Here is a 22,673-nt window from a genome sequence, read left to right as displayed (position 1 = left end):
CGGTGCCTGGCCCACCGCCGCCGGTGCGGGCAGCGGTCGGCGGCCCGGCGGTTGGCCCACCGCGGTGCCCGCGGGCGGTGGCCGACCGGCCGCCGCGCCCGCACCCGGCTCCCCCGCCCCCGCTCCGGCCTCCGCCGGGATGGACGCCACCTCCGCGCCCGTCGACGGTGCCTGGCCCACCGCCGCCGGTGCGGGCAGCGGTCGGCGGCCCGGCGGTTGGCCCACCGCGGTGCCCGCGGGCGGTGGCCGACCGGCCGCCGCGCCTGCACCCGGCTCGCCGGCCCCGGACACGCCCCCGGCACCCCCCGCGATCCCGCAGGCCGCCGCGCCCGCTGCCCAGGCCGGCGCCACCGCCTACGCGCCCCCCGCCGGTGGCCTCGACCCACGCACGCTCTGGCCGAACATCCTGGAGGCGGTGAAGAACCGCCGCCGGTTCACCTGGATCCTGCTCAGCCAGAACGCCCAGGTCGCCGGCTTCGACGGCACCACCCTCCAGATCGGCTTCGTCAACGCCGGAGCACGTGACAACTTCTCGGGCAGCGGCAGCGAGGACGTGCTGCGCCAGGCCCTGGCCGAGCAGTTCAACGTCCATTGGAAGATCGAGGCGATCGTCGACCCGTCCGGCGGCTCCGCGCCCCCGCCGACCGGAGGCTACGGCGGAGGCGGCGCCCCGGGCGGATACGGCACCCAGGGCGGCCCGGGAAGCCCCGGCGGCCCCGGCGGCCAGGGTGGCCCCGGAGCTTCGGGCGGCTACGGCGGCACAAGCGGTGGCGGCTACGGCGGCTCGGGCGCCGGCGGTACGGGCGCCCCGCGCCCGACGTCGGCCCAGTCCACGTCCGCTTCCGCCACGTCATCGGCGTCCGCGCCGGGGCCCGCTTCCGGCTCCGCCACCTCGCGTCCGGCTGCCCGCCCCGCCGCCGCGCCCGAGCCGCCGCCCCCCGTCTCCATCGAGGACGACATCCCGGAGGACGACGACCCGGACCTCAACGAGTCGGCCCTCTCCGGGTACGAGCTGATCGTGCGGGAGCTGGGAGCGACGGTCGTCGAGGAGATCACGAACGAGTAGCCGAGGGGCGGAGCAGCCCCGGGACGCTGGTGGCCCGGCGGTCACAACCCTCCACTCCCATAACTGAGTTACCCCACCCCCTCTTCTCGCCTTGGAGAAACCCACAACCCTTTCGGCCCCACCCCTTCGGCAGCCCGCACAAAGCCGGCCCCGCCCTGCCGATAGGCTGGCCCCCGTGAAGGTCCTCGTCATCGGTACCGGCGCCCGCGAACACGCCCTGTGCCGCTCCCTGTCCCTCGACCCCGCCGTGACCGCGCTGCACTGCGCACCCGGCAACGCCGGCATCGCCGAGGTCGCCGAGCTGCACAAGGTCGACGCGCTCGACGGCAAGGCCGTGTCCGAGCTGGCCACGGAACTCGGCGCCGACCTCGTGGTGGTGGGCCCGGAGGCCCCGCTCGTCGCCGGGGTCGCCGACGCCGTGCGCGCGGCGGGCATCCCGGTCTTCGGCCCCTCCGGGGAGGCCGCGCGGCTCGAGGGCTCCAAGGCGTTCGCCAAGGACGTGATGGCGGCGGCCGGTGTACCCACGGCGCGCTCCTACGTCTGCACGACGCCGGAGGAGGTCGCGGAGGCCCTGGACGCCTTCGGGGCGCCGTACGTCGTGAAGGACGACGGTCTCGCCGCCGGCAAGGGCGTCGTCGTCACCGACGACGTCGAGGCCGCCGCTGCCCACGCCGCCGCCTGCGAGAGGGTCGTCATCGAGGAGTTCCTCGACGGCCCCGAGGTCAGCCTCTTCGCCGTCACCGACGGCGAGACGGTCGTCCCGCTCCAGCCCGCCCAGGACTTCAAGCGGGCGCTGGACGGCGACGAGGGGCCGAACACGGGCGGCATGGGCGCGTACTCGCCGCTGCCGTGGGCCGACCCGAAGCTGGTCGAGGAGGTCCTGGAGACCGTCCTGCAGCCGACCGTCGACGAGATGCGCCGCCGCGGCACCCCGTTCTCCGGCCTGCTCTACGCCGGCCTCGCGATCACCAGCCGGGGCGTCCGCGTCATCGAGTTCAACGCCCGCTTCGGTGACCCGGAGACCCAGGTCGTGCTGGCCCGCCTCCAGACCCCCCTCGCCGGTCTGCTGATGGCGTCCGCCTCCGGCAACCTCGCCCACCTGGAGCCCCTGCGCTGGAGCGACGACGCGGCCGTGACCGTCGTCGTCGCCTCGCACAACTACCCGGGTACCCCGCGCACCGGCGACCCGATCACCGGCCTCGACGAGGTGGCCGCCGAGGACGCCCCGCACGCGTACGTCCTGCACGCCGGGACCAGGCGCGACGGTGACGCCGTCGTCAGCGCCGGCGGCCGCGTCCTCTCCGTCACCGCGACCGGCGACGACCTCGGCCAGGCCCGTGAACGGGCGTACCGCGCGGTGGGCCGCATCCGCCTGGACGGCTCCCAGCACCGCACGGACATCGCCGAGAAGGTGGCGGGAGCGCGGTAGGCCCACCGGCCCGATGAACCCGACAGGCCCCGGATCCGTCTCAGGATTCGGGGCCTGATCCTTGCCCAGCGTCATCCAGCTCTCCCCAAAGCCATTCCATCGAGTGAGCGCTGCCCCATACGGCTGACGTGTGGCGGGGCCCCAACTAGGGTGCGGCGCAAGCATTCCGGCACTTGGCCCACCGGCATTGCGATGTCAGTCGTGGGTGCCACAGTGGGGGAGTGAGCAACGCCAGGAAAGCGCCCGTGACGGCGCCCGGACGGCAGGGGGGTGAGGTCGGGTCGTGACCGGCATCGGTATGGAAGTGGGGGCACAGGCGGCTCGCGCCCGGGCCCTCGCCGTGCTGCGGATCCGCAGCCGCGCGCTGGCCGTCGCCCTGCTGCCCGCGGCAGCCGCCGTGATCCTGCTCGCCGGCGGATCCACCGGCCACCTCGTGGGCACCGGCTGGGACGCCGCCCGCTGGGCGGTGTCCGCCGTGGCGCTCGTCGTGCTGGTCGCGGCCGGTGTCATCGCCCTGGTCGTCGCCCGCTCCCGGCCCGCCGTGAGCCCCACGGTGCCCGTCGCCGAGGACGCGGCCCCCGATCTGTACCGCCTGGTGCGCGACCTCGCCGACCGCCTCGACGTACCCGCCCCCTCGGCCGTGGCGCTCACCCCCGACTGCGACAGCTGGCTGGAGGACCGCACCCATCGCGCCCACGGCCCGCCCCCGCCCGAGCTCCACGACGAGGTGGCCGCGGGCGGCCGTCCCCACCGCCGCACGACGGCCGCGCCCGTCCTCGTCATCGGCTCCCCGTTCCTGTGGTGGATGCGCGTCGGCGAGCTGCGCGCCGTCCTCGCCCCGGTCGTCGCCGGTACGGGGCCCTCGGCGCAGCCGGACATAGCCGCAGCCCGCCGCTTCGTACGGGGACTGGACGCGGCGGTCGCCGTGGCGTCGACGCAGGGCCGCTGCCCCTTGTTCCGCTCGGCGTGCGAGGGCATCGGCTGGGTGGCCCGGCTGCTGTTGCGCAGCTGCCGGGGGCACGCGGCCGAGATGGAGCGGGGCGTGGCAGCCGCGGCGGCCGAGCGGGCACAGGCTGTGGATTACGGGCTGCGGATCGTGGCCCAGGAGCAGGTGGGCCTGGCGTACGCGGGCTGGGACCGGCTGCTCACGCGGGTCGCGCTGCCCGCCTGGCGGATGGGCCGCTGGCCCTCCCGGCTGGACGCGGGAGTCGTGGCCGCACTGACCGAGCTGTCCCGCCGTGACCGGCTGGCCGAGGGGTTTACCTCCCGGCTCGGCGAGCGTCCCGCCTGCGACCTGCTCGAGGAGCCCGGCGCGATCGACGAGGCCGCTTCGCTGCTTGCCGCCCGCCTCTTCCACGGCGGCCCCGCGGAGACCGGCCCCGACTGGGCCCCGGTGGACTGGCAGGAATATCCGGAGGAGGTCGTCGACCGCAAGTGGCGCACCGACGCCGCCCGTCTCCACCGCGTTCTCGACACCCTCGGCGTACGCCCCTGCCCGGACCCCACGACGTCGGACCCCACGACCCGGGAACACCCGGCCTCGGACACCGCCGGCCCCACCCTGTCCCGAGTCCTGGATCACCTCACGGGCCCACCGGTCACCGGCGCACCCCTCAGAGACTCCACGGATCTCATGGACTCCACCGATCTCATGGACCCCTCGGACCCCGCGGGCCGCACCGCCTCCCCGGATCTCACGGACTCCCACCTCCCAGGTGCTCACGAGCCCCCCGAGCCACACACCGACCCCCCGCCCAACCCCCGCAACGTCGCCCTGGCCGCCCGTCTCACCGCCGAGCTCGCCCGCGAGGAGGCCGCGCTGGCCCCGCAGGGCCCCGCCTCCGCCGACGCACCGCCCGCCCCGGGCCAGGGCAGCCCCGAAACCGCTCTCTGGGACGACGGGACTCTCCCCCTCTTCCCGCTCCAGTCCCCACGCACCCCCCGCGAACTCCTCGCCGACCACGTCACGGCGATGGTCTGCTGCGCCGCGATGGACACCGCCGGGGCCGTCCCTGGCCTGGACTGGCTCGACGGCCCTTCCCTCCTGGTCAACGGCGAGCGAGCCACGGACCTGGCTCCCCGTGTCCTCAGCCTCATAGAGGACGGCGACCCGACCCCCCTCCGGACCTGGATGGTCGAGCTGGGCATACGCCCGGAGAAGCCGGTACGGCTCGTATGACGGCCTGAGCCCTGTGACCGGACCCCCCGGTTCCACTTTCGGTCAATTCGCAACAAATAGTGACAGCATGCGTGCGTTATGTGATGTGCTGGGACCGATCGCGCACATGGCAAGAGCTTGCGACATAGGCCACGCACCCACATGCACACGAAAGCGACACAGCAGCACACGCAGGACGAGGTACGGGGGCACACGGGAGGGGGAGCAGCATGGGGTCGGAGCAGGTCCGCCGCTGGGAGTCGGGAGCCCTGGCACACGCCGTGACGGACCCCTTCGGCCAGGGGCCCGTCCCCTGGCTGCGCGGCAGCGAGACGTACTTCGGCGACTCCGGCCAGGTCGTCCCCTGGTACGTGGGGCCGACACCGGACCAGTCACCGGGAGCAGCCAGGATCCCGGCCCCGCGCGCCGCCGGAATCCCCCGCTCGGCCGACGACGTCCGCCGCCAGATCAAGGGCTTCGTCTCCAACGGCGCGGCCGCCCCCGGCGAGTCCGTCGACTTCCACGTCACCGTCGACCCGCCCCAGGAATTCAGCGTCGACATCTACCGCATCGGCCACTACGGCGGCGACGGCGCCGCCAAGATCACCACCAGCCCGCGCCTGTCCGGCATAGTCCAGCTCCCGCCGCTGACCGCCGACCGTACGGTCTCCTGTCACCACTGGTGGCTGTCCTGGCGGATGCAGATCCCCTCGTACTGGAGCGTCGGCGCGTACGTCGCCGTCCTCACCACCGTCGACGGCTACCGCTCGCACATCCCCTTCACGGTCCGCGACCACCGCCCCGCCGACCTGCTCCTGCTGCTGCCCGACATCACCTGGCAGGCGTACAACCTCTACCCGGAGGACGGCCGCACCGGCGCCAGCCTCTACCACGCCTGGGACGACAACGGCCGGCTCCTCGGCGAGGCCGACGCGGCGACCACGGTGTCCTTCGACCGGCCGTACGCGGGCGCCGGCCTCCCGCTGCACGTCGGTCACGCCTACGACTTCATCCGCTGGGCCGAGCGCTACGGCTACGACCTCGCCTACGCCGACGCCCGCGACCTGCACGCCGGTCGCGTCGATGCCACCCGCTACCGCGGCCTGGTCTTCCCCGGCCACGACGAGTACTGGTCGAGCGCCATGCGCCGCTCCGCCGAGCTCGCCGTGGAGAACGCCACCTCGCTGGTGTTCCTGTCCGCGAACAGCATGTACTGGCAGGTCGAGCTCGGGCCATCGCCCTCCGGTGTCCCCGACCGCCTGCTCACCTGCCGCAAGCGCAAGGGCCCCGGCAAGCCCGTGCTCTGGCGGGAGATCGACCGGCCCGAACAGCAACTCGTCGGCATCCAGTACGCGGGCCGTGTGCCCGAGCCCCGTCCGCTGATCGTGCGCAACGCCGAGCACTGGCTGTGGGAGGCCACCGGCGCGCACGAGGGCGACGAGATGGAGGGCCTGGTCGCGGGCGAGGCCGACCGCTATTTCCCGCGCGCCCCGCTTCCCGCCCACGAGGAACGCGTCCTGCTCGCCCACTCCCCGTACACCGACGGCGACGGCGTCCTGCGCCACCAGGAGACCTCCCTCTACCGCGCCCCCTCAGGCGCCCTGGTGTTCGCGGCCGGAACGTTCGCCTGGTCCCCGGCCCTGGACCGCCCGGGCCACGTGGACCCACGCGTCCAGCGCGCCACCGCGAACCTCCTCGACCGCATCTGCAAACGCGACTGACCCGCCGTCCCCCGGCCTGTCCGCGTACGGGACAATCGAGCCATTGGACAGAACCACGGGGAGGAACCGTGTCCGGATTCGTAGAAAAGCCCGAGCCGATCCAGGTTCCGGGTCTGGTGCATCTGCACACCGGCAAGGTGCGCGAGCTGTACCAGAACGAGGCGGGCGACCTCGTGATGGTCGCCAGCGACCGCATGTCCGCCTTCGACTGGGTGCTGCCCACCGAGATCCCCGACAAGGGCCGGGTCCTCACCCAGCTCTCCCTGTGGTGGTTCGACCAGTTCGCCGACCTGATCCCCAACCACGTCCTGAGCACCGAGCTGCCCGCCGGCGCCCCCGCCGACTGGGCCGGCCGCACCCTCGTCTGCAAGCCGCTGAAGATGGTCCCCGTGGAGTGCGTGGCCCGCGGCTACCTCACCGGCTCGGGCCTGCTCGAGTACGACGAGTCCCGCACCGTCTGCGGCCTCGCCCTGCCCGAGGGCCTCGTCAACGGCTCCGAGCTGCCCGCCCCGATCTTCACCCCGGCCACGAAGGCCGCCGTCGGCGAGCACGACGAGAACGTCTCCTACGAGGAGGTCGCCCGGCAGGTCGGTGCCGACACCGCCGCCCAGCTGCGCCAGGCCACCCTCGCCATCTACGCCCGGGCCCGCGACGTCGCCCGGGACCGGGGCATCATCCTGGCGGACACGAAGTTCGAGTTCGGCTTCGACGGGGAGACCCTGGTAATCGGCGACGAGGTCCTCACCCCCGACTCCTCCCGCTTCTGGCCCGCCGACCAGTGGGAACCGGGTCGCGCGCAGCCGTCCTACGACAAGCAGTTCGTCCGCGACTGGCTCACCTCGGCGGAGTCCGGCTGGGACCGCAGGAGCGAGCAGCCCCCGCCGCCGCTGCCCGAGCAGGTCGTCCAGGCCACCCGCGCCAAGTACATCGAGGCGTACGAGCGCCTGACCGGCACCAGCTGGGCGTAGCCCCGGGCAAAAGGGCACGAAAAAGCCCCCCGGCAGAAACCGGGGGGCCGATCCAGAGCGGACGACGAGGTTCGAACTCGCGACCTCAACCTTGGCAAGGTTGCGCTCTACCAACTGAGCTACGTCCGCGTTGCACCGTGGTGCGAGAGCAACTATACCCAACCTCGCTCGCGGGCGAGACGCACCGCGGTGTGCCGGTTCTCCGCCCCGAGCTTCGTCGCGGCCGACGACAGGTAGTTCCGTACGGTCCCCTGGGACAGCGCGGCCCGCTCGGCGATCTCCGCGACGGGCGACCCGTCGGCCGCGAGTTCCAGCACCTCGGCCTCCCGGGCGGTCAGCGGCGAGTCCCCGGCGGAGATCGCGTCGGCGGCCAACTCGGGGTCGACGTAACGGTTTCCCGCGTGGACCGTGCGGATGATCTCGGCGAGCCGCTGCGCGCTGACGGTCTTGGGCACGAACCCGCGCACCCCCGCGGCAAGCGCCCGCTTCAGATGCCCGGGGCGGCCGTGACTGGTGACGATGAGGACCTGGCAGGCCGGCAGCTCCGTCCGCAGGGATGTGGCGACCTTCACACCGTCGGCGCCCGGCATCTGCAGGTCCAGTACGGCGACGTCGGGCGCGTGCGCCCGTGCCATCGCCAGTGCCTCCGGTCCGGTGGCCGCCTCGGCGACGATCACCAGGTCGTCCTCGAGGGACAGCAACGCGGCCAGCGCACCCCGGATCAAGTGCTCGTCGTCGGCGAGCAGCACGCGCACGGTCACGAGGCCACCTCCACCGACGCCAGCGGAACCTCCGCCACCAGCCGGAACACCCCCACGGCCGTGGGCCCCGCCACCAAAGTCCCGTCCACTGCGGCCAGCCGCTCCCGCAGCCCCGCGAGCCCCGAGCCGCCGTTCCCCGCGGGAGATGCCGCGACCCCGTCGTTCTCCACCGTCAGCATCACATGCCCCTCCGTCACCGTCAGCCCCACCGAACACCGACCGGCATCCCCGTGCCGTAGCACGTTGGTCGTCGCCTCCCGCACCACCCAGGCGAGCGCCGACTGCACCTCGCCGGGCAGCCCGACCGCCTCCCCGGTCATCTCGCAGGTGATTCCCGCCGCCGTCAACACCCCTTGTGCACCAGCGAGTTCGACACTCAGATCGGCTTCCCGGTAGCCGCGTACGACGTCCCGCACCTCGCGCTGGGACTCCTGCGCGATCCGCTGCACCTCGATCATCTGCTCCACGGCCTCGGGCCGTCCGCGTCGCGCCAGTTGCACGGACAGTTCGCTCTTCAGCGCGATGACGGCCAGGTTGCGCCCCATCACGTCGTGCAGGTCACGCCCGAACCGCAGCCGCTCCTCGGCGACGGCCAGTCGGGCGCGGGTCTCGCGGGCCTCGTCGAGTTCGTACACGGCGCTGAGGAGCCAGACGGAGAAGATCGAGGTGAAAGCGAGGAAGCCGCCGCCGAGCAGCACCATCAGTGAGGTGAGCAGCGCGACGGCTCCGGGCAGCCCCAGCGGCCACGTCACCAGTCCGCCGCCCGCCGCGAAGCCGACGACGAGGGCGAAGACCCGCCGCCGGTTGTGGACACCGAGTGACATGACCCCGGCACCGAAGACCAGGACGACGCCGAAGATCCCGCCCGCGGCGGTGTCGACGCCGTCGCCCTCGGGGCCGCGCTGCGCGATCCCGATCGTCACTACGGCGACGAGCGTGGTGACGACGCCGAGGGCCCACACCATCCGGACCGGCTGTTCACGCCGCCCGCGCGTCCAGTCGAGGGCCACCGACGCGGTCACTCCGCAGGCGAGGGCGTGCAGGCACACCATCACCAGGAGAAGACCCGCCAGCCGGGGTCCCACCTGACTGAACAACTGCAATCCGAAGGCTGCGACCTCGATCATCGCGAAGAAGTGGAACGTCCAGCGCGTGTACCACTCGACCTTCGCCGGTGTGCTCTTGCTCCGCCACCAACGCCCCGGCCCGCCCATCTCCCCGTGCCCCCCATGTCCCCGTACGTCCGACCCGTACGTCAGCGCCGTGGCTCCCAGCGGAACCACCGCCGTACAGCAAACACCGCGATCACCGTCCAGGCCAGCGCGGTGGCCACCGCGCCCAGTGCCTCGTACGCCGACAGACTGCCGGTCCAGCCGCCGCGCACCAGGGTGATGACGGGCGACAGCGGCAGCAGTTCGCACACCGAGGCCAGGTTGTCGGGCAGCAGCTCCAGGGGGACGGCGACGCCGGAGCCGATCATCGACACCAGCACCAGAGGCATCGTGGTGACCTGCGCGCTCTCCACGGTCCGGGTCAGCCCCGCCGTGACCCCGGCGAGAGCCGCGCACATCACCAGACCCAACAGCAGTCCCAGGACCGCGAGATGGGGCGCCCTGGGGGCCGGGACGTCGAGCAGGGCGGTGCTGCCCGCCGCCACCAGCAGGGACTGCAGCAGGCCCGTGGTGACGGCCGGCAGCGCGGCCCCGGAGAGGATCTCCGCGTCCCGCAGCTCACCGGTGCGCAGCCGCTTCAGCACGAGTTCCTCGCGCCGGGCGGTGTAGACGCCGACCAGCGTGCTGTACACCGCGAACAGCAGCGAGAAGCCGATCGCGGCGGGCAGCAGCACCATGCCGACGGTGAGACCGGCCTCCTTCACATCCATCTGGTCGACCGCCGACCGCAGGGTGAACGGCAGCGCCAGCGGCACGAGTACGGCCGTGACGAGCGCGCCCTTGCTGCGCCCGAGCAGCGTCAGTTCGGCCCGGGCGAGGGAGGCCAAGCGCCCGGCGGGGGTGGTGACAGCCCGCCCGGTGGGGGTGGTGACAGCCGTCGTGCCGCTCATGCCACGTGCTCCTTCTCGAGCGCGGATCCGGACGCCTCCCGCGCGATCCCCAGGAACGCCTCCTCCAGCGACGCCGACCGCGCGTCCAGCCCGCGCAGTTCGACACCCGCCCGCTCGGCCCACACCAGCACCCCCGTGGCCGCCCGCTGCAACTCCCGTGTCCGCAGCCGTACGACCCGGCCGTCCACCTCGTGGCCGATGACTCCCAGCTCGCCCAGCGCGGGCAGATCGCCGAGGAAGTAGCCCTCGGGCAGTTCGAAGGAGATCCGGGAGGGCTGGGAGGCGGTCACCTCGGCCGGGGTGCCGGCCGCCGCGATGCGCCCCTCGTGGAGGATCGCGAGCCGGTCGGCGAGGCCCTCCGCCTCCTCCAGGTAGTGCGTGGTGAGCAGCACCGTCGTGCCCGCGTCCCGCAGGGCGCGCACCAACTCCCAGGTGTCCCTGCGCCCTTCCGCGTCGAGGCCGGTCGTCGGCTCGTCCAGGAACAACACCTCAGGCTCCCCGAGCAGCGCGAGCGCGAGATCCAGACGCCGCCGCTCACCGCCGGACAGCTGCTTCACCCGTACGTCGGTCTTCCCGGCGAGCCCGACCAGTGCCAGGGCCTCCTCGGTGGGGCGCGCCCCGCTGACGCAGCCGGCCCACATCCGGGCGGTCTCGGCGACGGTCAGCTCGGACGGGAAGCCGCCCTCCTGCAGCATCACACCGGTGCGCGGCCGGACGACGGCCCGCTCGGTGTACGGGTCATGGCCGAGGATCCGCACCTGGCCCCCGGAGGGCCGCGCGAGCCCTTCGAGGAGTTCCACCGTCGAGGTCTTGCCCGCGCCATTGGTGCCCAGCAGTGCGAAGATCTCCCCGGGGCGCACGGAGAAGCTGATTCCGCGCACCGCCTCGAACCCGCCCCCGTACACGCGCCGCAGGTCAGTGACCTCAATCACGTGTTCGTGTTCGTTTCTGTCCATGACCCAAGCGTCCCGGCAGCCCGGCCCCGGCAGCAGTGCGAGCTGTCACCACTGTCCATGACAAATGTCAGACGGACGCGCGCCCAAAGAACGCGAAAAGCCCCGGTCACGGATGACCGGGGCTTTCCCTCAAGAGCGGACGACGAGGTTCGAACTCGCGACCTCAACCTTGGCAAGGTTGCGCTCTACCAACTGAGCTACGTCCGCATTGCCTCCGACCGGCTCTCACCGATCGGCGCGGGCACCAGCCTACCTGATCCACAAGTGTGGTCGGTACGGCGATGCAGAGCGGGTGACAGGAATTGCACACTGCGCCTTCCCCCTGGAAGGGGGATGTTCTACTACTGAACTACACCCGCATGTACTCCGTGGGCTGGGCTTTTTCGGCCTCGCCCCTCGGCGTGCTCCAAACTCTAGCTGACCAGGAGGGGTGCTGCGCAAGTCGGTTGTCGCGAGGGGCGGGTGACCGGTCGTCGGCCCGGGGGCTCAGCGCGCGTCGGCGAACGCCTCGTAGACCTTCTTGGGGATGCGCCCGCGCGCGGGGACGTCCATCTTGTTGGCCTGGGCCCAGGCCCGGACGGCCGCGGGGTCGGGCGCGACCTCCGTCTGCTTGTAGGTCCTGCCGGACTTCGACCGCTTGCGGCCGGCGTCCACGTAGGGCGCGAGCGCCTTACGCAGTTTCTTGGCATTGGTTTCATTCAGGTCGATCTCGTACGACTTGCCGTCGAGTCCGAAGGCGATCGTTTCCGCCGCTTCCGAGCCGTCGATGTCGTCAAAGAGAGTGACCACGACCTTCTGCGCCACGAATATCGGTCCCTTCGTCCGGCACCACATACAGCTCAGCTGCGGTGACGTGCCGAGTCTCGGCTATTTCCAATTCATTTGTACAGTGCGCGGCAATGCATTGTGAAGCCCGACTAAATCTGTCCGGCGTGTCCTGGCGCAATAGGCATCCGGGGTCGAGCGGGGATCTTTCCCGTAACTTTTCGTGAACGCTCCCGTCCGGCACCGGTTCGTGACGGCCGACATGTAGCTTCCTACAACTCTACCCGCGTAGAAATTTGGTGCGGGTAGTCTGAAGGAACCTGCTCAGCACCACACACCGGGAGTGCCAGTGGCACGCGTCGTAGTCGACGTCATGCTCAAGCCGGAGATCCTCGACCCCCAGGGCCAGGCGGTGCAGCGCGCACTGCCGCGGCTGGGTTTCGACGGCATCTCGGACGTACGTCAGGGAAAGCGATTCGAACTGGAAGTTGACGGACCGGTCGACGAGGCCGCGCTCGCCCGCATCCACGATCTCGCGGAATCCTTCCTCGCCAACACCGTGATCGAGGACTTCACCGTCAAGGTGGAGGAAGTCGCGGAGGCCGCGAAGTGACCGCTCGTATTGGCGTCGTCACTTTCCCGGGCAGCCTCGACGACCGGGACACCCAGCGCGCGATCCGCCTCGCGGGTGCCGAACCGGTCGCCCTCTGGCACAAGGACAAGGACCTCCACCAGGTCGACGCCGTGGTGCTGTGCGGTGGTTTCTCCTACGGCGACTATCTGCGCGCCGGCGCCATCGCGCGTTTCTCGCCGGTGATGGAGCCCCTGCTGGAGCAGGCGAAGGCCGGACTGCCGGTCCTCGGTATCTGCAACGGCTTCCAGATCCTCACCGAGGCGCACCTGCTGCCCGGCACGATGCTGCGCAACGATCACCTGCACTTCATCTGCCGTGACCAGAAGCTGCGGGTGGAGAACGCGGAGACCGCCTGGACCACCGACTACTCGGCCGGCCAGGAGATCCACATCCCGCTGAAGAACAACGACGGGCAGTACGTCGCCGACGCGTACACGCTCGACAAGCTGGAGGCCGAGGGCCGTGTCGCCTTCCGGTACCTGGACTTCAACCCCAACGGGTCGCAGCGGGACATCGCCGGCATCACCAACGAGGCCGGCAACGTCGTGGGCCTGATGCCGCACCCGGAGCACGCCGTGGAGCCGCTCATCGGGTCCGGCCGCACCGACGGCCTGCCCTTCTTCACCTCGATCCTCAAGAAGCTGGTCAACGCATGAGCCGGACGCCTCTGGACACGGTCGAGCACGCGGCCGCGACCCCCGACGTCGAGCTGCCCTGGGCCGAACTCGGCCTGAAGAAGGACGAGTACGAGCGGGTGGTGGAGATCCTCGGCCGCCGCCCGACCGGCGCCGAGCTCGCCATGTACTCGGTCATGTGGTCCGAGCACTGCTCGTACAAGTCGTCGAAGGTGCACCTGCGCCAGTTCGGCGAGAAGGCCCCCCAGTCCGACGCCCTCCTCGTCGGCATCGGCGAGAACGCGGGCGTCGTGGACGTCGGCCAGGGCTACGCGGTCACCTTCAAGGTCGAGTCGCACAACCACCCCTCCTACGTCGAGCCCTACCAGGGCGCGGCCACCGGCGTCGGCGGCATCGTCCGCGACATCATCGCGATGGGCGCCCGCCCGGTCGCCGTGGTCGACCCCCTGCGCTTCGGCGCGGCCGACCACCCCGACACCAAGCGCGTCCTGCCGGGCGTCGTCGCCGGCATCGGCGGCTACGGCAACTGCCTGGGCCTGCCCAACATCGGCGGCGAGGTCGTCTTCGACGCCTGCTACCAGGGCAACCCGCTGGTCAACGCCGGTGCCATCGGCGTCATGCGGCACGAGGACATCCACCTCGCCAAGGCGTCCGGCGCGGGCAACAAGGTCATCCTCTACGGGGCCCGCACCGGCGGCGACGGCATCGGCGGCGCCTCCATCCTGGCGAGCGAGACCTTCGACGACGCCAAGCCGTCCAAGCGCCCCGCCGTCCAGGTCGGCGACCCCTTCCAGGAGAAGCTCCTCATCGAGTGCACCCTGGAGGCCTTCCAGGAGAAGCTGGTCGTCGGCATCCAGGACCTCGGCGCGGCCGGCCTGTCCTGCGCGACGAGCGAGCTGGCGTCGAACGGCTCCGGCGGCATGCGCGTGACGCTGGACGACGTACCGCTGCGTGACTCGACCCTCTCGCCCGAGGAAATCCTCATGAGCGAGTCGCAGGAACGCATGTGCGCGGTCGTCGAGCCGGAGAAGGTCGACCGCTTCCTGGAGATCTGCGACAAGTGGGACGTCATCGCCACCGTCATCGGTGAGGTGACCGACGGCGACCGCCTGGAGATCTACTGGCACGGCGGCAAGATCGTCGACGTCGACCCGCGCACGGTCGCCCACGACGGCCCGGTCTACGAGCGCCCCTACGCCCGCCCCTCCTGGCAGGACGAGCTCCAGGCGGACGACGCGAACAAGCTGCCGAGGCCCACGTCGGGCGCGGAGCTGAAGGACCAGGTCCTGAAGCTGGTCGCCTCCCCCAACCAGGCCTCCAAGTCCTGGATCACCTCCCAGTACGACCACTTCGTGCAGGGCAACACGGTCCTCGCCCAGCCCGAGGACTCCGGGATGATCCGGATCGACGAGGAGAGCGGCCTCGGCGTCGCCATCGCCACGGACGGCAACGGCCGCTACGCCAAGCTGGACCCGTACACGGGCGCACAACTGGCCCTGGCGGAGGCATACCGCAACGTCGCCACCACCGGCGCCAAGCCGCTCGCCGTCTCCGACTGCCTGAACTTCGGCTCGCCCGAGGACCCGGCGGTGATGTGGCAGTTCGCGGAGGCCATCCGCGGCCTCGCCGACGCCTGCCAGCAGCTCGGCACCCCGGTGACCGGCGGCAACGTCTCCCTCTACAACCAGACGGGCGAGGCCGCTATCCACCCGACCCCGGTCGTGGCCGTCCTCGGCGTCATCGACGACGTGGCCCGCCGCACCCCGGTCGCCTTCCAGGAGGAGGGCCAGCTGCTCTACCTCCTCGGCGACACCCGTGAGGAGTTCGGCGGCTCGGCCTGGTCCCAGGTGATCCACGACCACCTCGGCGGCCTGCCCCCGAAGGTCGACCTGGAGCGCGAGCGCCTGCTCGGCGAGATCCTGATCTCCGCCTCCCGCGACGGCATGATCGACTCCGCGCACGACCTGTCCGACGGCGGCCTCATCCAGGCGGTCGTCGAGTCGGCCCTGCTCGGCGGCAAGGGCGCCCGTCTGATCGTCCCGGACGGTCTGGACGCCTTCACCCTCCTCTTCTCCGAGTCGGCCGGCCGCGCCGTCGTCGCCGTGCCGCGCTCCGAGGAGGTCCGCTTCAACGACATGTGCGGCGCCCGCGGCCTGCCCGCCACCCGCATCGGCGTCGTGGACGGCGACACGGTCGAGCTCCAGGGTGAGTTCGAGGTGCCCCTGACCGACCTGCGCACGGCCCACGAGGGGACGATCCCGGCGCTCCTCGCGTAGCCGCTCGCACGACCGTGAAGGCCCCGCCCGTCGCGACGGACGGGGCCTTCACGCGCTGATGCTCCTCTTGCCTGTCAGAGGTGGCTGTTAACGTCGGCGGCAGTCATCGGGGGACGGGGGAGCGGGTGCGCAAGTACCTCAACGTGCTGATGTGCCTGGCTGTCGTCGGGATGGGTGTGGGCGGCTGGGGCCTGTGGACGGCGATCGACGAGCGCCTGGACCGCGCCACCAGCCGCGAGAAGATCACGAAGGCATGCGACGGGCTGGTCGACCCCGACCAGGTCCTCGGCCTCAACGGCGGCACCGCGCGGGCGCGCCCGGGCAGCGAGCCGAACGACTCGATGTTCGATCTCGACAACCCCAACGCGCTGGCCACAATGCCGACGGAGTGCGTGATCTACCGGGTCGCGGATTCAGACAGGACGTACGGGCACTTCCTGCTCTCCGTCTGGCCGACCCCGTCCGACGAGTTCGCGCAGATCGTCAGCGGGCAGGACGACCCGTTTTTCGAGCGGACGATCGACAGGACCGGCGATCTCACACGTGAGGCCGACACGTCGGCGCCCCACCCGCTCGGTGACGGACGCCTCGGGGTCTATTACGACAACGTCGTCCTGGTGAAGGCCGTGTGCTCCGACAAGCCGAGCGGCAAGACCTCCATCACCGCCATGACCGTGGCCCGGTACCACGGAACCGCTCAGGTCACCGACGCCGACCGCCACACCCTCGCCGAACTGGCCCGCACCGCCGCCGAACGGGCGGCGGCCAAGGTGGGCTGCGAGACGACACTGCCGGCTCTCCCGGCCGAGCTGCCCACGGCCAGCAGCGCGCTTGTGCACGCGGAGTCGGCGAAGGGCTCGTGCGGCTGGTACGCCGACTTCATCGCGCGGAAGGGCCGCGGCCGCCTCCCTGACCGCGCCCTGACCGCACCGGTCGCCTCCCACAGCCCCGAGGAGAGCTGTCTGCTCGCGGTGAGCGACGACGGGGTGCGTGACATCTGGTCCGGCCTCACGTCGAAGGAGCGGGGACGCGGCAGCCTCCAGACCGTGCTGGGGAGCTCGCCCTGGTGGCTGCGCGCGGAGTCGTACTTCGGCGACGAGGCGGGCGAGGTCAAGGCGAAGGGCATCGGCAGGGAGCAGACGCCCATCGACCCCACCAGGGCCGGCTTCTCCGACGACGCCAACGTCTGGTGGGCGGTCTCCACCTGCGACGGACAGCCCGCCGTCCACGCCCTGAGCGTCCAGTACCGGTACGGGAAGCACATACGGCAGCACCTCCAGCCGCTCTTCCGCACCTACGTCACCGACGTCACCGCCCGCCGCCACTGCACGGACCTGCGGTTTCCCTCCGACTCCACCTTCCGCGAGAACTAGGCTCACGCCATGCCCCCGACAAAGAAGCGCGCACGGACCTACGACCCCGCCAGGACCCGCACCGCGGTCCTGACCCAGTTCGGGAACGTACGGCAGGCGGTGGCCGGCCTCACGCCGAAACAGCTCGCGCTGCCCACCCGGCTCGGGGAATGGACGGTCCGGGATCTCGTCGCGCACATCGGGATGTCCCTCGGGGCCGTGGTCCGGCTGGTCGGCGAACCCGCGCCGGTGAAGCAGGACGCCACCCCGGCCGACTGGCCCGGCGCCATCGGCGGCGACTCCCCGGCCATCGCCGACTACGCCCACGCACTCGCCGAGCAGAACCCGGACCCCGTCTCCTACCTCGCCGACCGCGAACAGCGCTTCACGGCCGTCCTCGCCGAACACCCCGGCTCCCGGCTGCTCGCCACCAGCGCCGGCGCCCTCACGCTGGACGACTACGTCGTCACCCGCACCGTCGAGCTCGTCGTCCACACCGACGACCTCAACGCCGCCGTTCCCGGCCTCGACATCCCCTACGACCGTCAGGCCCTCGCCGCCGGCACCCGGCTCCTCGCCGACGCCCTCGCGGTCAAGGCTCCCGGCGGCTCGACCGAGGTACGGATCCCGCCGTACGCGGTGGTGCAGTGCGTCCACGGGCCCCGGCACACCCGCGGCACCCCGCCCAACGTCGTCGAGACCGACCCGCTGACCTGGGTCCGGCTCGCCACCGGGCGGCTGTCATGGCAGGACGCCCTGGACGCGGCGCAGGTCGGCGCGAGCGGGGAGCGGGCGGATCTCGGCCATCTGCTGCCGCTGATGTCCTGAGGGGAACCGGACACCTCCTGTGCCCGTCGAATCGGCATGTACAGGTACAAGCAGCGACTGATCCTGACGGCCACCGCGGCCCTCGTCCCGCTCGCCGCCGCCTGTGGCACCGAGGAGGCGGGCAGCAGCGGAGCCGTCAGCCCCGAGAAGCCCGTCACCGGCGTGCGGTGGAACATCGACAGCGCCACCGTCGACGGAAAGACCCACCGGACGAAGGGCGACGCACACCTCACCTTCGACCGGAAGACCGGCAAGGTCGGCGGCCGGCTCGGCTGCAACCACGTCAACGCCACCGCCACCGTCCGGGACGGACATATCACCCTCGGCCGCCCGTCCACCACGCGAATGATGTGCGACGCCTCACTCATGGACACCGAACGCAGCCTTCTCCGCCTCTTCGACAATACGCTCAGTTACCGAATCGATCACGAAATCCTGGCCCTGACCAGCGAAAACGGCGACACCCTCCGAGCCGTCGCCGACGAGTGATCCAATACCGGCGCCCATCCCCAATTCGGACCAGTGGTCGACCTCGCCTACACTCGGAGGCGTGCCACGTGGTGACGGTCTCCTCAATCACGATCTGCTCCCCGGCGAGAAGGGCCCCCAGGACGCTTGTGGCGTCTTCGGTGTCTGGGCTCCCGGCGAAGAGGTCGCCAAGCTCACGTACTTCGGGCTCTACGCCCTCCAGCATCGGGGCCAGGAGTCCGCGGGTATCGCGGTCAGCAACGGCTCCCAGATCCTCGTCTTCAAGGACATGGGCCTCGTCTCCCAGGTCTTCGACGAGACCTCCCTCGGTTCGCTCCAGGGTCACATCGCGGTCGGACACGCCCGCTACTCGACCACCGGTGCCTCCGTCTGGGAGAACGCCCAGCCGACGTTCCGTGCCACCGCGCACGGCTCCATCGCGCTCGGCCACAACGGCAACCTCGTCAACACCGCCCAGCTCGCCGAGATGGTCGCCGACCTGCCGAAGCAGGAAGGCGGGCGCACCCCGCGCGTCGCGGCCACCAACGACACCGACCTCCTGACGGCCCTCCTCGCCGCCCAGGTCGACGACGACGGCAAGCCGCTGACCATCGAAGAAGCCGCCCACACGGTCCTGCCGAAGGTCCGTGGCGCCTTCAGTCTCGTCTTCATGGACGAGCACACCCTCTACGCCGCCCGCGACCCGCAGGGCGTCCGCCCGCTGGTCCTCGGCCGCCTGGAGCGCGGCTGGGTCGTCGCCTCGGAGACCGCCGCCCTCGACATCACGGGCGCCAGCTTCGTCCGCGAGATAGAGCCCGGTGAGTTCGTCGCCATCGACGAGAACGGTCTGCGCACCTCCCGCTTCGCGGAAGCGAAGCCCAAGGGCTGCGTATTCGAGTACGTGTACCTGGCCCGCCCGGACACCGACATCGCCGGCCGGAACGTGTACCTCTCCCGCGTGGAGATGGGCCGCAAGCTGGCCAAGGAAGCCCCGGCCGACGCCGACCTCGTCATAGCGACCCCGGAATCCGGCACCCCCGCCGCCATCGGCTACGCGGAAGCCTCCGGCATCCCCTTCGGCGCCGGCCTGGTGAAGAACGCCTACGTCGGCCGCACCTTCATCCAGCCCTCACAGACCATCCGCCAACTCGGCATCCGGCTGAAGCTGAATCCCCTCAAGGAAGTCATCAAGGGCAAGCGTCTGGTCGTCGTCGACGACTCGATCGTGCGCGGCAACACCCAGCGCGCCCTGGTCCGCATGCTCCGTGAGGCCGGTGCGGCCGAGGTCCACATCCGGATCTCCTCGCCGCCCGTGAAGTGGCCCTGCTTCTTCGGTATCGACTTCGCCACCCGCGCCGAGCTCATCGCCAACGGCATGACCATCGACGAGATCGGCACCTCGCTGGGCGCCGACTCCCTGGCGTACATCTCCATCGACGGCATGATCGAGGCGACCACCATCGCCAAGCCGAACCTGTGCCGCGCCTGCTTCGACGGCGAGTACCCGATGGAGCTGCCCGACCCCGAGCTGCTCGGCAAGCAGCTCCTGGAGACGGAGCTGGCCGCCGGCCCGGCCGCCACGGCCGCCGCCGACGCGATCCGCCGCCCGTAGACGGCCCGTCACACCCGCCGTACGACACGAAGGTTCTCAACTGTCATGTCTGAGTCTCCGATTGCCGAGGGCGGCGCCAGCTACGCAGCCGCGGGCGTCGACATCGAAGCGGGAGACCGCGCCGTAGAGCTCATGAAGGAGTGGGTGAAGAAGACGCAGCGCCCCGAGGTCCTCGGTGGCCTCGGCGGCTTCGCCGGCCTCTTCGACGCCTCCGCCCTCAAGCGCTACGAGCGTCCCCTGCTCGCCTCCGCGACCGACGGCGTGGGCACCAAGGTCGACATCGCCCGCCGGCTGGGCGTGTACGACACCATCGGCCACGACCTGGTCGCCATGGTCATGGACGACATCGTGGTGTGTGGTGCCGAGCCGCTGTTCATGACCGACTACATCTGCGTCGGCAAGGTCCACCCCGAGCGCGTCGCCGCCATCGTCAAGGGCATCGCCGAGGGCTGTGTACTGGCCGGCTGTGCCCTGGTGGGCGGCGAGACGGCCGAGCACCCGGGTCTGCTGGGCGCGGACGACTTCGACGTCGCCGGTGCCGGTACGGGCGTCGTGGAGGCCGACCGCCTGCTCGGCCCCGACCGCATCCGCCAGGGCGACACGGTGATCGCCATGGCGGCCTCCGGACTTCACTCGAACGGGTACTCCCTGGTCCGGCACGTCCTGCTGAACCAGGCCGGCCTCTCCCTGGAGGCGCCCGTCGAGGAGTTCGGCCGAACCCTCGGCGAGGAGCTCCTGGAGCCCACCAAGATCTACTCGCTGGACTGTCTGGCCCTGACCCGCACCACCGGGGTGCACGCCTTCAGCCACATCACGGGCGGCGGACTCGCGGCCAACCTGGCCCGTGTCATCCCCGACCAGCTGCACGCGATCGTCGACCGCTCCACCTGGACCCCCGCCCCGGTCTTCGACCTCGTCGGCCGGACCGGCGACGTCGAACGCCTGGAGCTGGAGAAGACCCTGAACATGGGCGTCGGCATGATCGCGATCGTGCCCGAGGAGTCGACCGATGTGGCCCTCGCCACACTCGCCGACCGAGGGGTCGACGCATGGGTGGCCGGCGAGATCACCGACCGCGGCGACCACGAGACGGGGGCCGCCCTGGTGAACGACTACGCCTGACACCGACGACGTCACACCGGCGATGTGACACCGCCGGTGTGACGCCTACGGATTGATCGCCTACAGATCGATCGCCTACGGACTGACGCCCAGGTGACGCAGCCGAAGGCAGCGCAAAACCCGGTCCGACGGTGGCGAACCACCCCGGACCGGGTCAAGCGCAGCTAAGGCGTCAAGCGCCGCGGCGATGCGACGCGGGACCGGACTCGTCGTCCTCGTCCTCATCGTCGTTGTAGAGATCCGCGTACTGGGCGTACGGGTCGTCGTCGTCTTCGTCGTCCTCGAACGGCTCGCCGTTCGGAGGCTGATTCGAAGTCGAAGCGCCCAGCTCGCTGGCCAGACGCGACAGGTCAGTCCCGCCGCTGTTGTACTTCAGCTGGCGGGCGACCTTCGTCTGCTTGGCCTTGGCCCGGCCGCGCCCCATGGCTCGACCCCCTCGGTGACGGGGCTCGACGGCCCCAGAGTCTTGACACGCGTTCATGATCTGGAACGGGCTCTCCGCAGAGAGACCGGTCCGTAGGGCTTCCACGGTACCTGAGCCCACGGCCATACGGTACGTCGCCCGCATGACGTGCCTGGGTCCAGAACCATCGAGGCGCCCTGTCCCCGCTGGTCAACCGCGATTTTAACCACTTCTTGGCAGGCGACCCGCCGACGAACGTGAGAGTTCTCTCTAACTGCCCCTCGACGGGTACCCGTCAAACCCGCGGAACGCGCTCCCGGAGCCTCACCAGCCGCGGGCCGCGGCCGCCTCGTGCATCCGCTGCTCGGCGATCCGGTCGGCCGCCGCAGCGGGCGGAACCCCGTCCGCCTTCGCACGCGCGAAGATTGCGAGCGTGGTGTCGTAGATGCCCGCGGCCTTCGCCCGGCACCGCTCGAAATCGAACCCGTGCAGCTCGTCGGCCACCTGGATGACCCCGCCGGCGTTCACGACGTAGTCCGGCGCGTAGAGGATCCCGCGGTCGGCGAGGTCCTTCTCCACACCCGGGTGGGCCAGCTGGTTGTTGGCCGCGCCGCACACCACCCTGGCGGTGAGCGCAGGCACGCTCCAGTCGTCGAGGGCGCCGCCCAGCGCGCAGGGCGCGTAGATGTCCAGGCCCTCGACCCGGATCAGCGCCTCGGTGTCGGCGACGGCGCTCACACCCGTCGGATACGCATCGAGGATCCGCCGTACGGCGTCCTCCCGCACGTCCGTGATCACGACCTCGGCGCCCTCGTCCCGCAGGTGCCGCACCAGGTGGTGACCGACCTTGCCGACGCCCGCGATGCCGACCCTGCGCCCACGCAGCGTGGGGTCGCCCCACATGTGCTGGGCGGAGGCACGCATGCCCTGGTAGACGCCGAACGCGGTGAGGACGGAGGAGTCGCCGGCGCCGCCGTTCTCCGGGGAGCGCCCGGTGGTCCACCGGCACTCCCGGGCGACGACGTCCATGTCGGCGACATACGTGCCGACGTCGCAGGCGGTGACGTAGCGCCCGCCGAGCGAGGCGACGAACCGGCCGTAGGCGAGCAGCAGCTCCTCGGTCTTGATCCGCTCGGGGTCACCGATGATCACGGCCTTGCCGCCGCCGTGGTCGAGACCGGCCAGGGCGTTCTTGTACGACATCCCGCGCGCGAGGTTCAGCGCGTCGGCGACGGCCTGCTCCTCATCGGCGTACGGGTAGAAGCGGGTGCCCCCGAGCGCGGGGCCCAGAGCGGTGGAGTGGAGGGCGATGACGGCCTTCAGACCGCTGGCACGGTCCTGGCAGAGTACGACCTGCTCATGGCCCCCCTGATCCGACCGGAACAGGGTGTGCAGGACCTCAGCGGGTACGCCGGTTACGTCGGTCACTGTGGTGACTCCTGGGTAAGTAGCGGCGG

At 71.3% G+C, this 22,673-nt stretch carries 20 protein-coding genes and 3 tRNA genes; 13 read left to right on the top strand and 10 right to left on the bottom strand.

Annotation, left to right across the window (positions count from 1 at the left end; genetic code table 11):
- From IG99_RS49785 to IG99_RS34290, 5 genes are all read left to right on the top strand, one after another.
- Positions 1-1,066 (top strand): DNA polymerase III subunit gamma/tau domain-containing protein (locus IG99_RS49785; RefSeq protein ID WP_463607333.1); only part of this gene is annotated, 1,066 nt, incomplete at its 5' end.
- A gap of 175 nt (positions 1,067-1,241) precedes the next feature.
- Positions 1,242-2,495 carry a phosphoribosylamine--glycine ligase gene (purD, locus tag IG99_RS34305; protein WP_037681031.1) on the top strand — a complete coding sequence of 418 codons (1,254 nt, stop codon included), beginning with the start codon at positions 1,242-1,244 and terminating at the stop codon, positions 2,493-2,495.
- A gap of 298 nt (positions 2,496-2,793) precedes the next feature.
- Positions 2,794-4,674, top strand: coding sequence for a M48 family metalloprotease (locus tag IG99_RS34300; RefSeq protein WP_037681051.1), 1,881 nt, complete (start codon positions 2,794-2,796; stop codon positions 4,672-4,674).
- Between the two features lie 209 nt (positions 4,675-4,883).
- Positions 4,884-6,374, top strand: a complete 1,491-nt coding sequence (locus IG99_RS34295) for a N,N-dimethylformamidase beta subunit family domain-containing protein (RefSeq protein ID WP_037681028.1) — start codon at positions 4,884-4,886, stop codon at positions 6,372-6,374.
- Between the two features lie 68 nt (positions 6,375-6,442).
- Complete coding sequence (locus tag IG99_RS34290; RefSeq protein ID WP_037681025.1) at positions 6,443-7,342, top strand: phosphoribosylaminoimidazolesuccinocarboxamide synthase; 900 nt, start codon at positions 6,443-6,445, stop codon at positions 7,340-7,342.
- Between the two features lie 56 nt (positions 7,343-7,398).
- Here IG99_RS34290 and IG99_RS34285 read toward each other — a convergent pair.
- From IG99_RS34285 to IG99_RS34250, 8 genes are all read right to left on the bottom strand, one after another.
- Positions 7,399-7,471 (bottom strand) — tRNA-Gly (locus IG99_RS34285).
- 23 nt (positions 7,472-7,494) lie between these two features.
- Complete coding sequence (locus IG99_RS34280; protein ID WP_037681022.1) at positions 7,495-8,103, bottom strand: response regulator transcription factor; 609 nt, start codon at positions 8,101-8,103, stop codon at positions 7,495-7,497.
- Positions 8,100-9,317: a sensor histidine kinase gene (locus IG99_RS34275; protein WP_037681020.1), complete on the bottom strand. Its 1,218-nt coding sequence runs from the start codon at positions 9,315-9,317 to the stop codon at positions 8,100-8,102. Before IG99_RS34275 ends, IG99_RS34280 begins: the two co-directional genes overlap by 4 nt.
- A gap of 41 nt (positions 9,318-9,358) precedes the next feature.
- Positions 9,359-10,165, bottom strand: a complete 807-nt coding sequence (locus IG99_RS34270; RefSeq protein WP_051866227.1) for an ABC transporter permease — start codon at positions 10,163-10,165, stop codon at positions 9,359-9,361.
- A complete protein-coding gene (locus IG99_RS34265) occupies positions 10,162-11,121 on the bottom strand; it encodes an ABC transporter ATP-binding protein (protein ID WP_037681017.1) in 960 nt (319 codons plus the stop codon). The genes IG99_RS34270 and IG99_RS34265 overlap by 4 nt, the downstream gene beginning before the upstream one ends.
- Positions 11,122-11,255: 134 nt before the next feature.
- A tRNA-Gly gene (locus tag IG99_RS34260) sits at positions 11,256-11,328 on the bottom strand.
- Positions 11,329-11,408: 80 nt separating this feature from the next.
- A tRNA-Gly gene (locus tag IG99_RS34255) sits at positions 11,409-11,480 on the bottom strand.
- A 127-nt stretch (positions 11,481-11,607) separates the two neighbouring features.
- A complete protein-coding gene (locus IG99_RS34250) occupies positions 11,608-11,925 on the bottom strand; it encodes a histone-like nucleoid-structuring protein Lsr2 (protein ID WP_037681015.1) in 318 nt (105 codons plus the stop codon).
- Between the two features lie 310 nt (positions 11,926-12,235).
- On the opposite strand from IG99_RS34250, the gene purS reads away from it, so the two are divergent.
- The 8 genes from purS (at position 12,236) to purM (ending at position 20,813) form a co-directional block, all read left to right on the top strand.
- On the top strand, positions 12,236-12,499 hold the full coding sequence (gene purS, locus IG99_RS34245; protein ID WP_007383088.1) for a phosphoribosylformylglycinamidine synthase subunit PurS: 264 nt from the start codon (positions 12,236-12,238) through the stop codon (positions 12,497-12,499).
- The gene (gene purQ / locus IG99_RS34240; RefSeq protein ID WP_037681012.1) at positions 12,496-13,176 is read left to right on the top strand and encodes a phosphoribosylformylglycinamidine synthase subunit PurQ; all 681 of its coding nucleotides are present in this window, start codon (positions 12,496-12,498) and stop codon (positions 13,174-13,176) included. Before purS ends, purQ begins: the two co-directional genes overlap by 4 nt.
- The gene (gene purL, locus IG99_RS34235) at positions 13,173-15,431 is read left to right on the top strand and encodes a phosphoribosylformylglycinamidine synthase subunit PurL (protein WP_037681010.1); all 2,259 of its coding nucleotides are present in this window, start codon (positions 13,173-13,175) and stop codon (positions 15,429-15,431) included. The genes purQ and purL overlap by 4 nt, the downstream gene beginning before the upstream one ends.
- An 80-nt stretch (positions 15,432-15,511) precedes the next feature.
- A complete protein-coding gene (locus tag IG99_RS34230; RefSeq protein WP_158973298.1) occupies positions 15,512-16,804 on the top strand; it encodes a hypothetical protein in 1,293 nt (430 codons plus the stop codon).
- Positions 16,805-16,813: 9 nt separating this feature from the next.
- Positions 16,814-17,611 carry a maleylpyruvate isomerase family mycothiol-dependent enzyme gene (locus tag IG99_RS34225; RefSeq protein ID WP_037681008.1) on the top strand — a complete coding sequence of 266 codons (798 nt, stop codon included), beginning with the start codon at positions 16,814-16,816 and terminating at the stop codon, positions 17,609-17,611.
- A 36-nt stretch (positions 17,612-17,647) separates the two neighbouring features.
- Entirely contained in the window at positions 17,648-18,100 is a 453-nt protein-coding gene (locus IG99_RS34220; RefSeq protein ID WP_037681006.1) for an META domain-containing protein, read from the top strand.
- Between the two features lie 61 nt (positions 18,101-18,161).
- Complete coding sequence (gene purF, locus IG99_RS34215) at positions 18,162-19,691, top strand: amidophosphoribosyltransferase (protein WP_037681003.1); 1,530 nt, start codon at positions 18,162-18,164, stop codon at positions 19,689-19,691.
- A 45-nt stretch (positions 19,692-19,736) separates the two neighbouring features.
- The gene (purM, locus tag IG99_RS34210) at positions 19,737-20,813 is read left to right on the top strand and encodes a phosphoribosylformylglycinamidine cyclo-ligase (RefSeq protein WP_037681000.1); all 1,077 of its coding nucleotides are present in this window, start codon (positions 19,737-19,739) and stop codon (positions 20,811-20,813) included.
- Between the two features lie 172 nt (positions 20,814-20,985).
- Here purM and IG99_RS34205 read toward each other — a convergent pair whose 3' ends face one another.
- Together IG99_RS34205 and IG99_RS34200 are read right to left on the bottom strand one after the other, a co-directional pair.
- Entirely contained in the window at positions 20,986-21,237 is a 252-nt protein-coding gene (locus IG99_RS34205) for a DUF3073 domain-containing protein (protein ID WP_037680999.1), read from the bottom strand.
- A gap of 303 nt (positions 21,238-21,540) precedes the next feature.
- Positions 21,541-22,644, bottom strand: coding sequence for a Leu/Phe/Val dehydrogenase (locus tag IG99_RS34200; RefSeq protein WP_037680996.1), 1,104 nt, complete (start codon positions 22,642-22,644; stop codon positions 21,541-21,543).
- Positions 22,645-22,673 lie beyond the last annotated feature (29 nt).

Origin of the sequence: Streptomyces griseus subsp. griseus (assembly GCF_000720255.1) — a bacterium.
Lineage (GTDB): Bacteria > Actinomycetota > Actinomycetes > Streptomycetales > Streptomycetaceae > Streptomyces > Streptomyces griseus_I.
This window is presented reverse-complemented; position numbering and strand designations above follow the sequence as displayed.

Excerpts from the sequence above, each read along its gene's own strand:
- IG99_RS34275 (WP_037681020.1), bottom strand. The coding sequence starts at position 9,317 with ATGGGCGGGCCGGGGCGTTGGTGGCGGAGCAAGAGCACACCGGCGAAG.
- purL (WP_037681010.1), top strand. The coding sequence starts at position 13,173 with ATGAGCCGGACGCCTCTGGACACGGTCGAGCACGCGGCCGCGACCCCC.
- IG99_RS34225 (WP_037681008.1), top strand. The coding sequence starts at position 16,814 with ATGCCCCCGACAAAGAAGCGCGCACGGACCTACGACCCCGCCAGGACC.
- purM (WP_037681000.1), top strand. The coding sequence starts at position 19,737 with ATGTCTGAGTCTCCGATTGCCGAGGGCGGCGCCAGCTACGCAGCCGCG.
- IG99_RS34295 (WP_037681028.1), top strand. The coding sequence starts at position 4,884 with ATGGGGTCGGAGCAGGTCCGCCGCTGGGAGTCGGGAGCCCTGGCACAC.
- IG99_RS34205 (WP_037680999.1), bottom strand. The coding sequence starts at position 21,237 with ATGGGGCGCGGCCGGGCCAAGGCCAAGCAGACGAAGGTCGCCCGCCAG.
- IG99_RS34270 (WP_051866227.1), bottom strand. The coding sequence starts at position 10,165 with ATGAGCGGCACGACGGCTGTCACCACCCCCACCGGGCGGGCTGTCACC.
- IG99_RS34265 (WP_037681017.1), bottom strand. The coding sequence starts at position 11,121 with ATGGACAGAAACGAACACGAACACGTGATTGAGGTCACTGACCTGCGG.
- IG99_RS34300 (WP_037681051.1), top strand. The coding sequence starts at position 2,794 with ATGGAAGTGGGGGCACAGGCGGCTCGCGCCCGGGCCCTCGCCGTGCTG.
- IG99_RS34220 (WP_037681006.1), top strand. The coding sequence starts at position 17,648 with ATGTACAGGTACAAGCAGCGACTGATCCTGACGGCCACCGCGGCCCTC.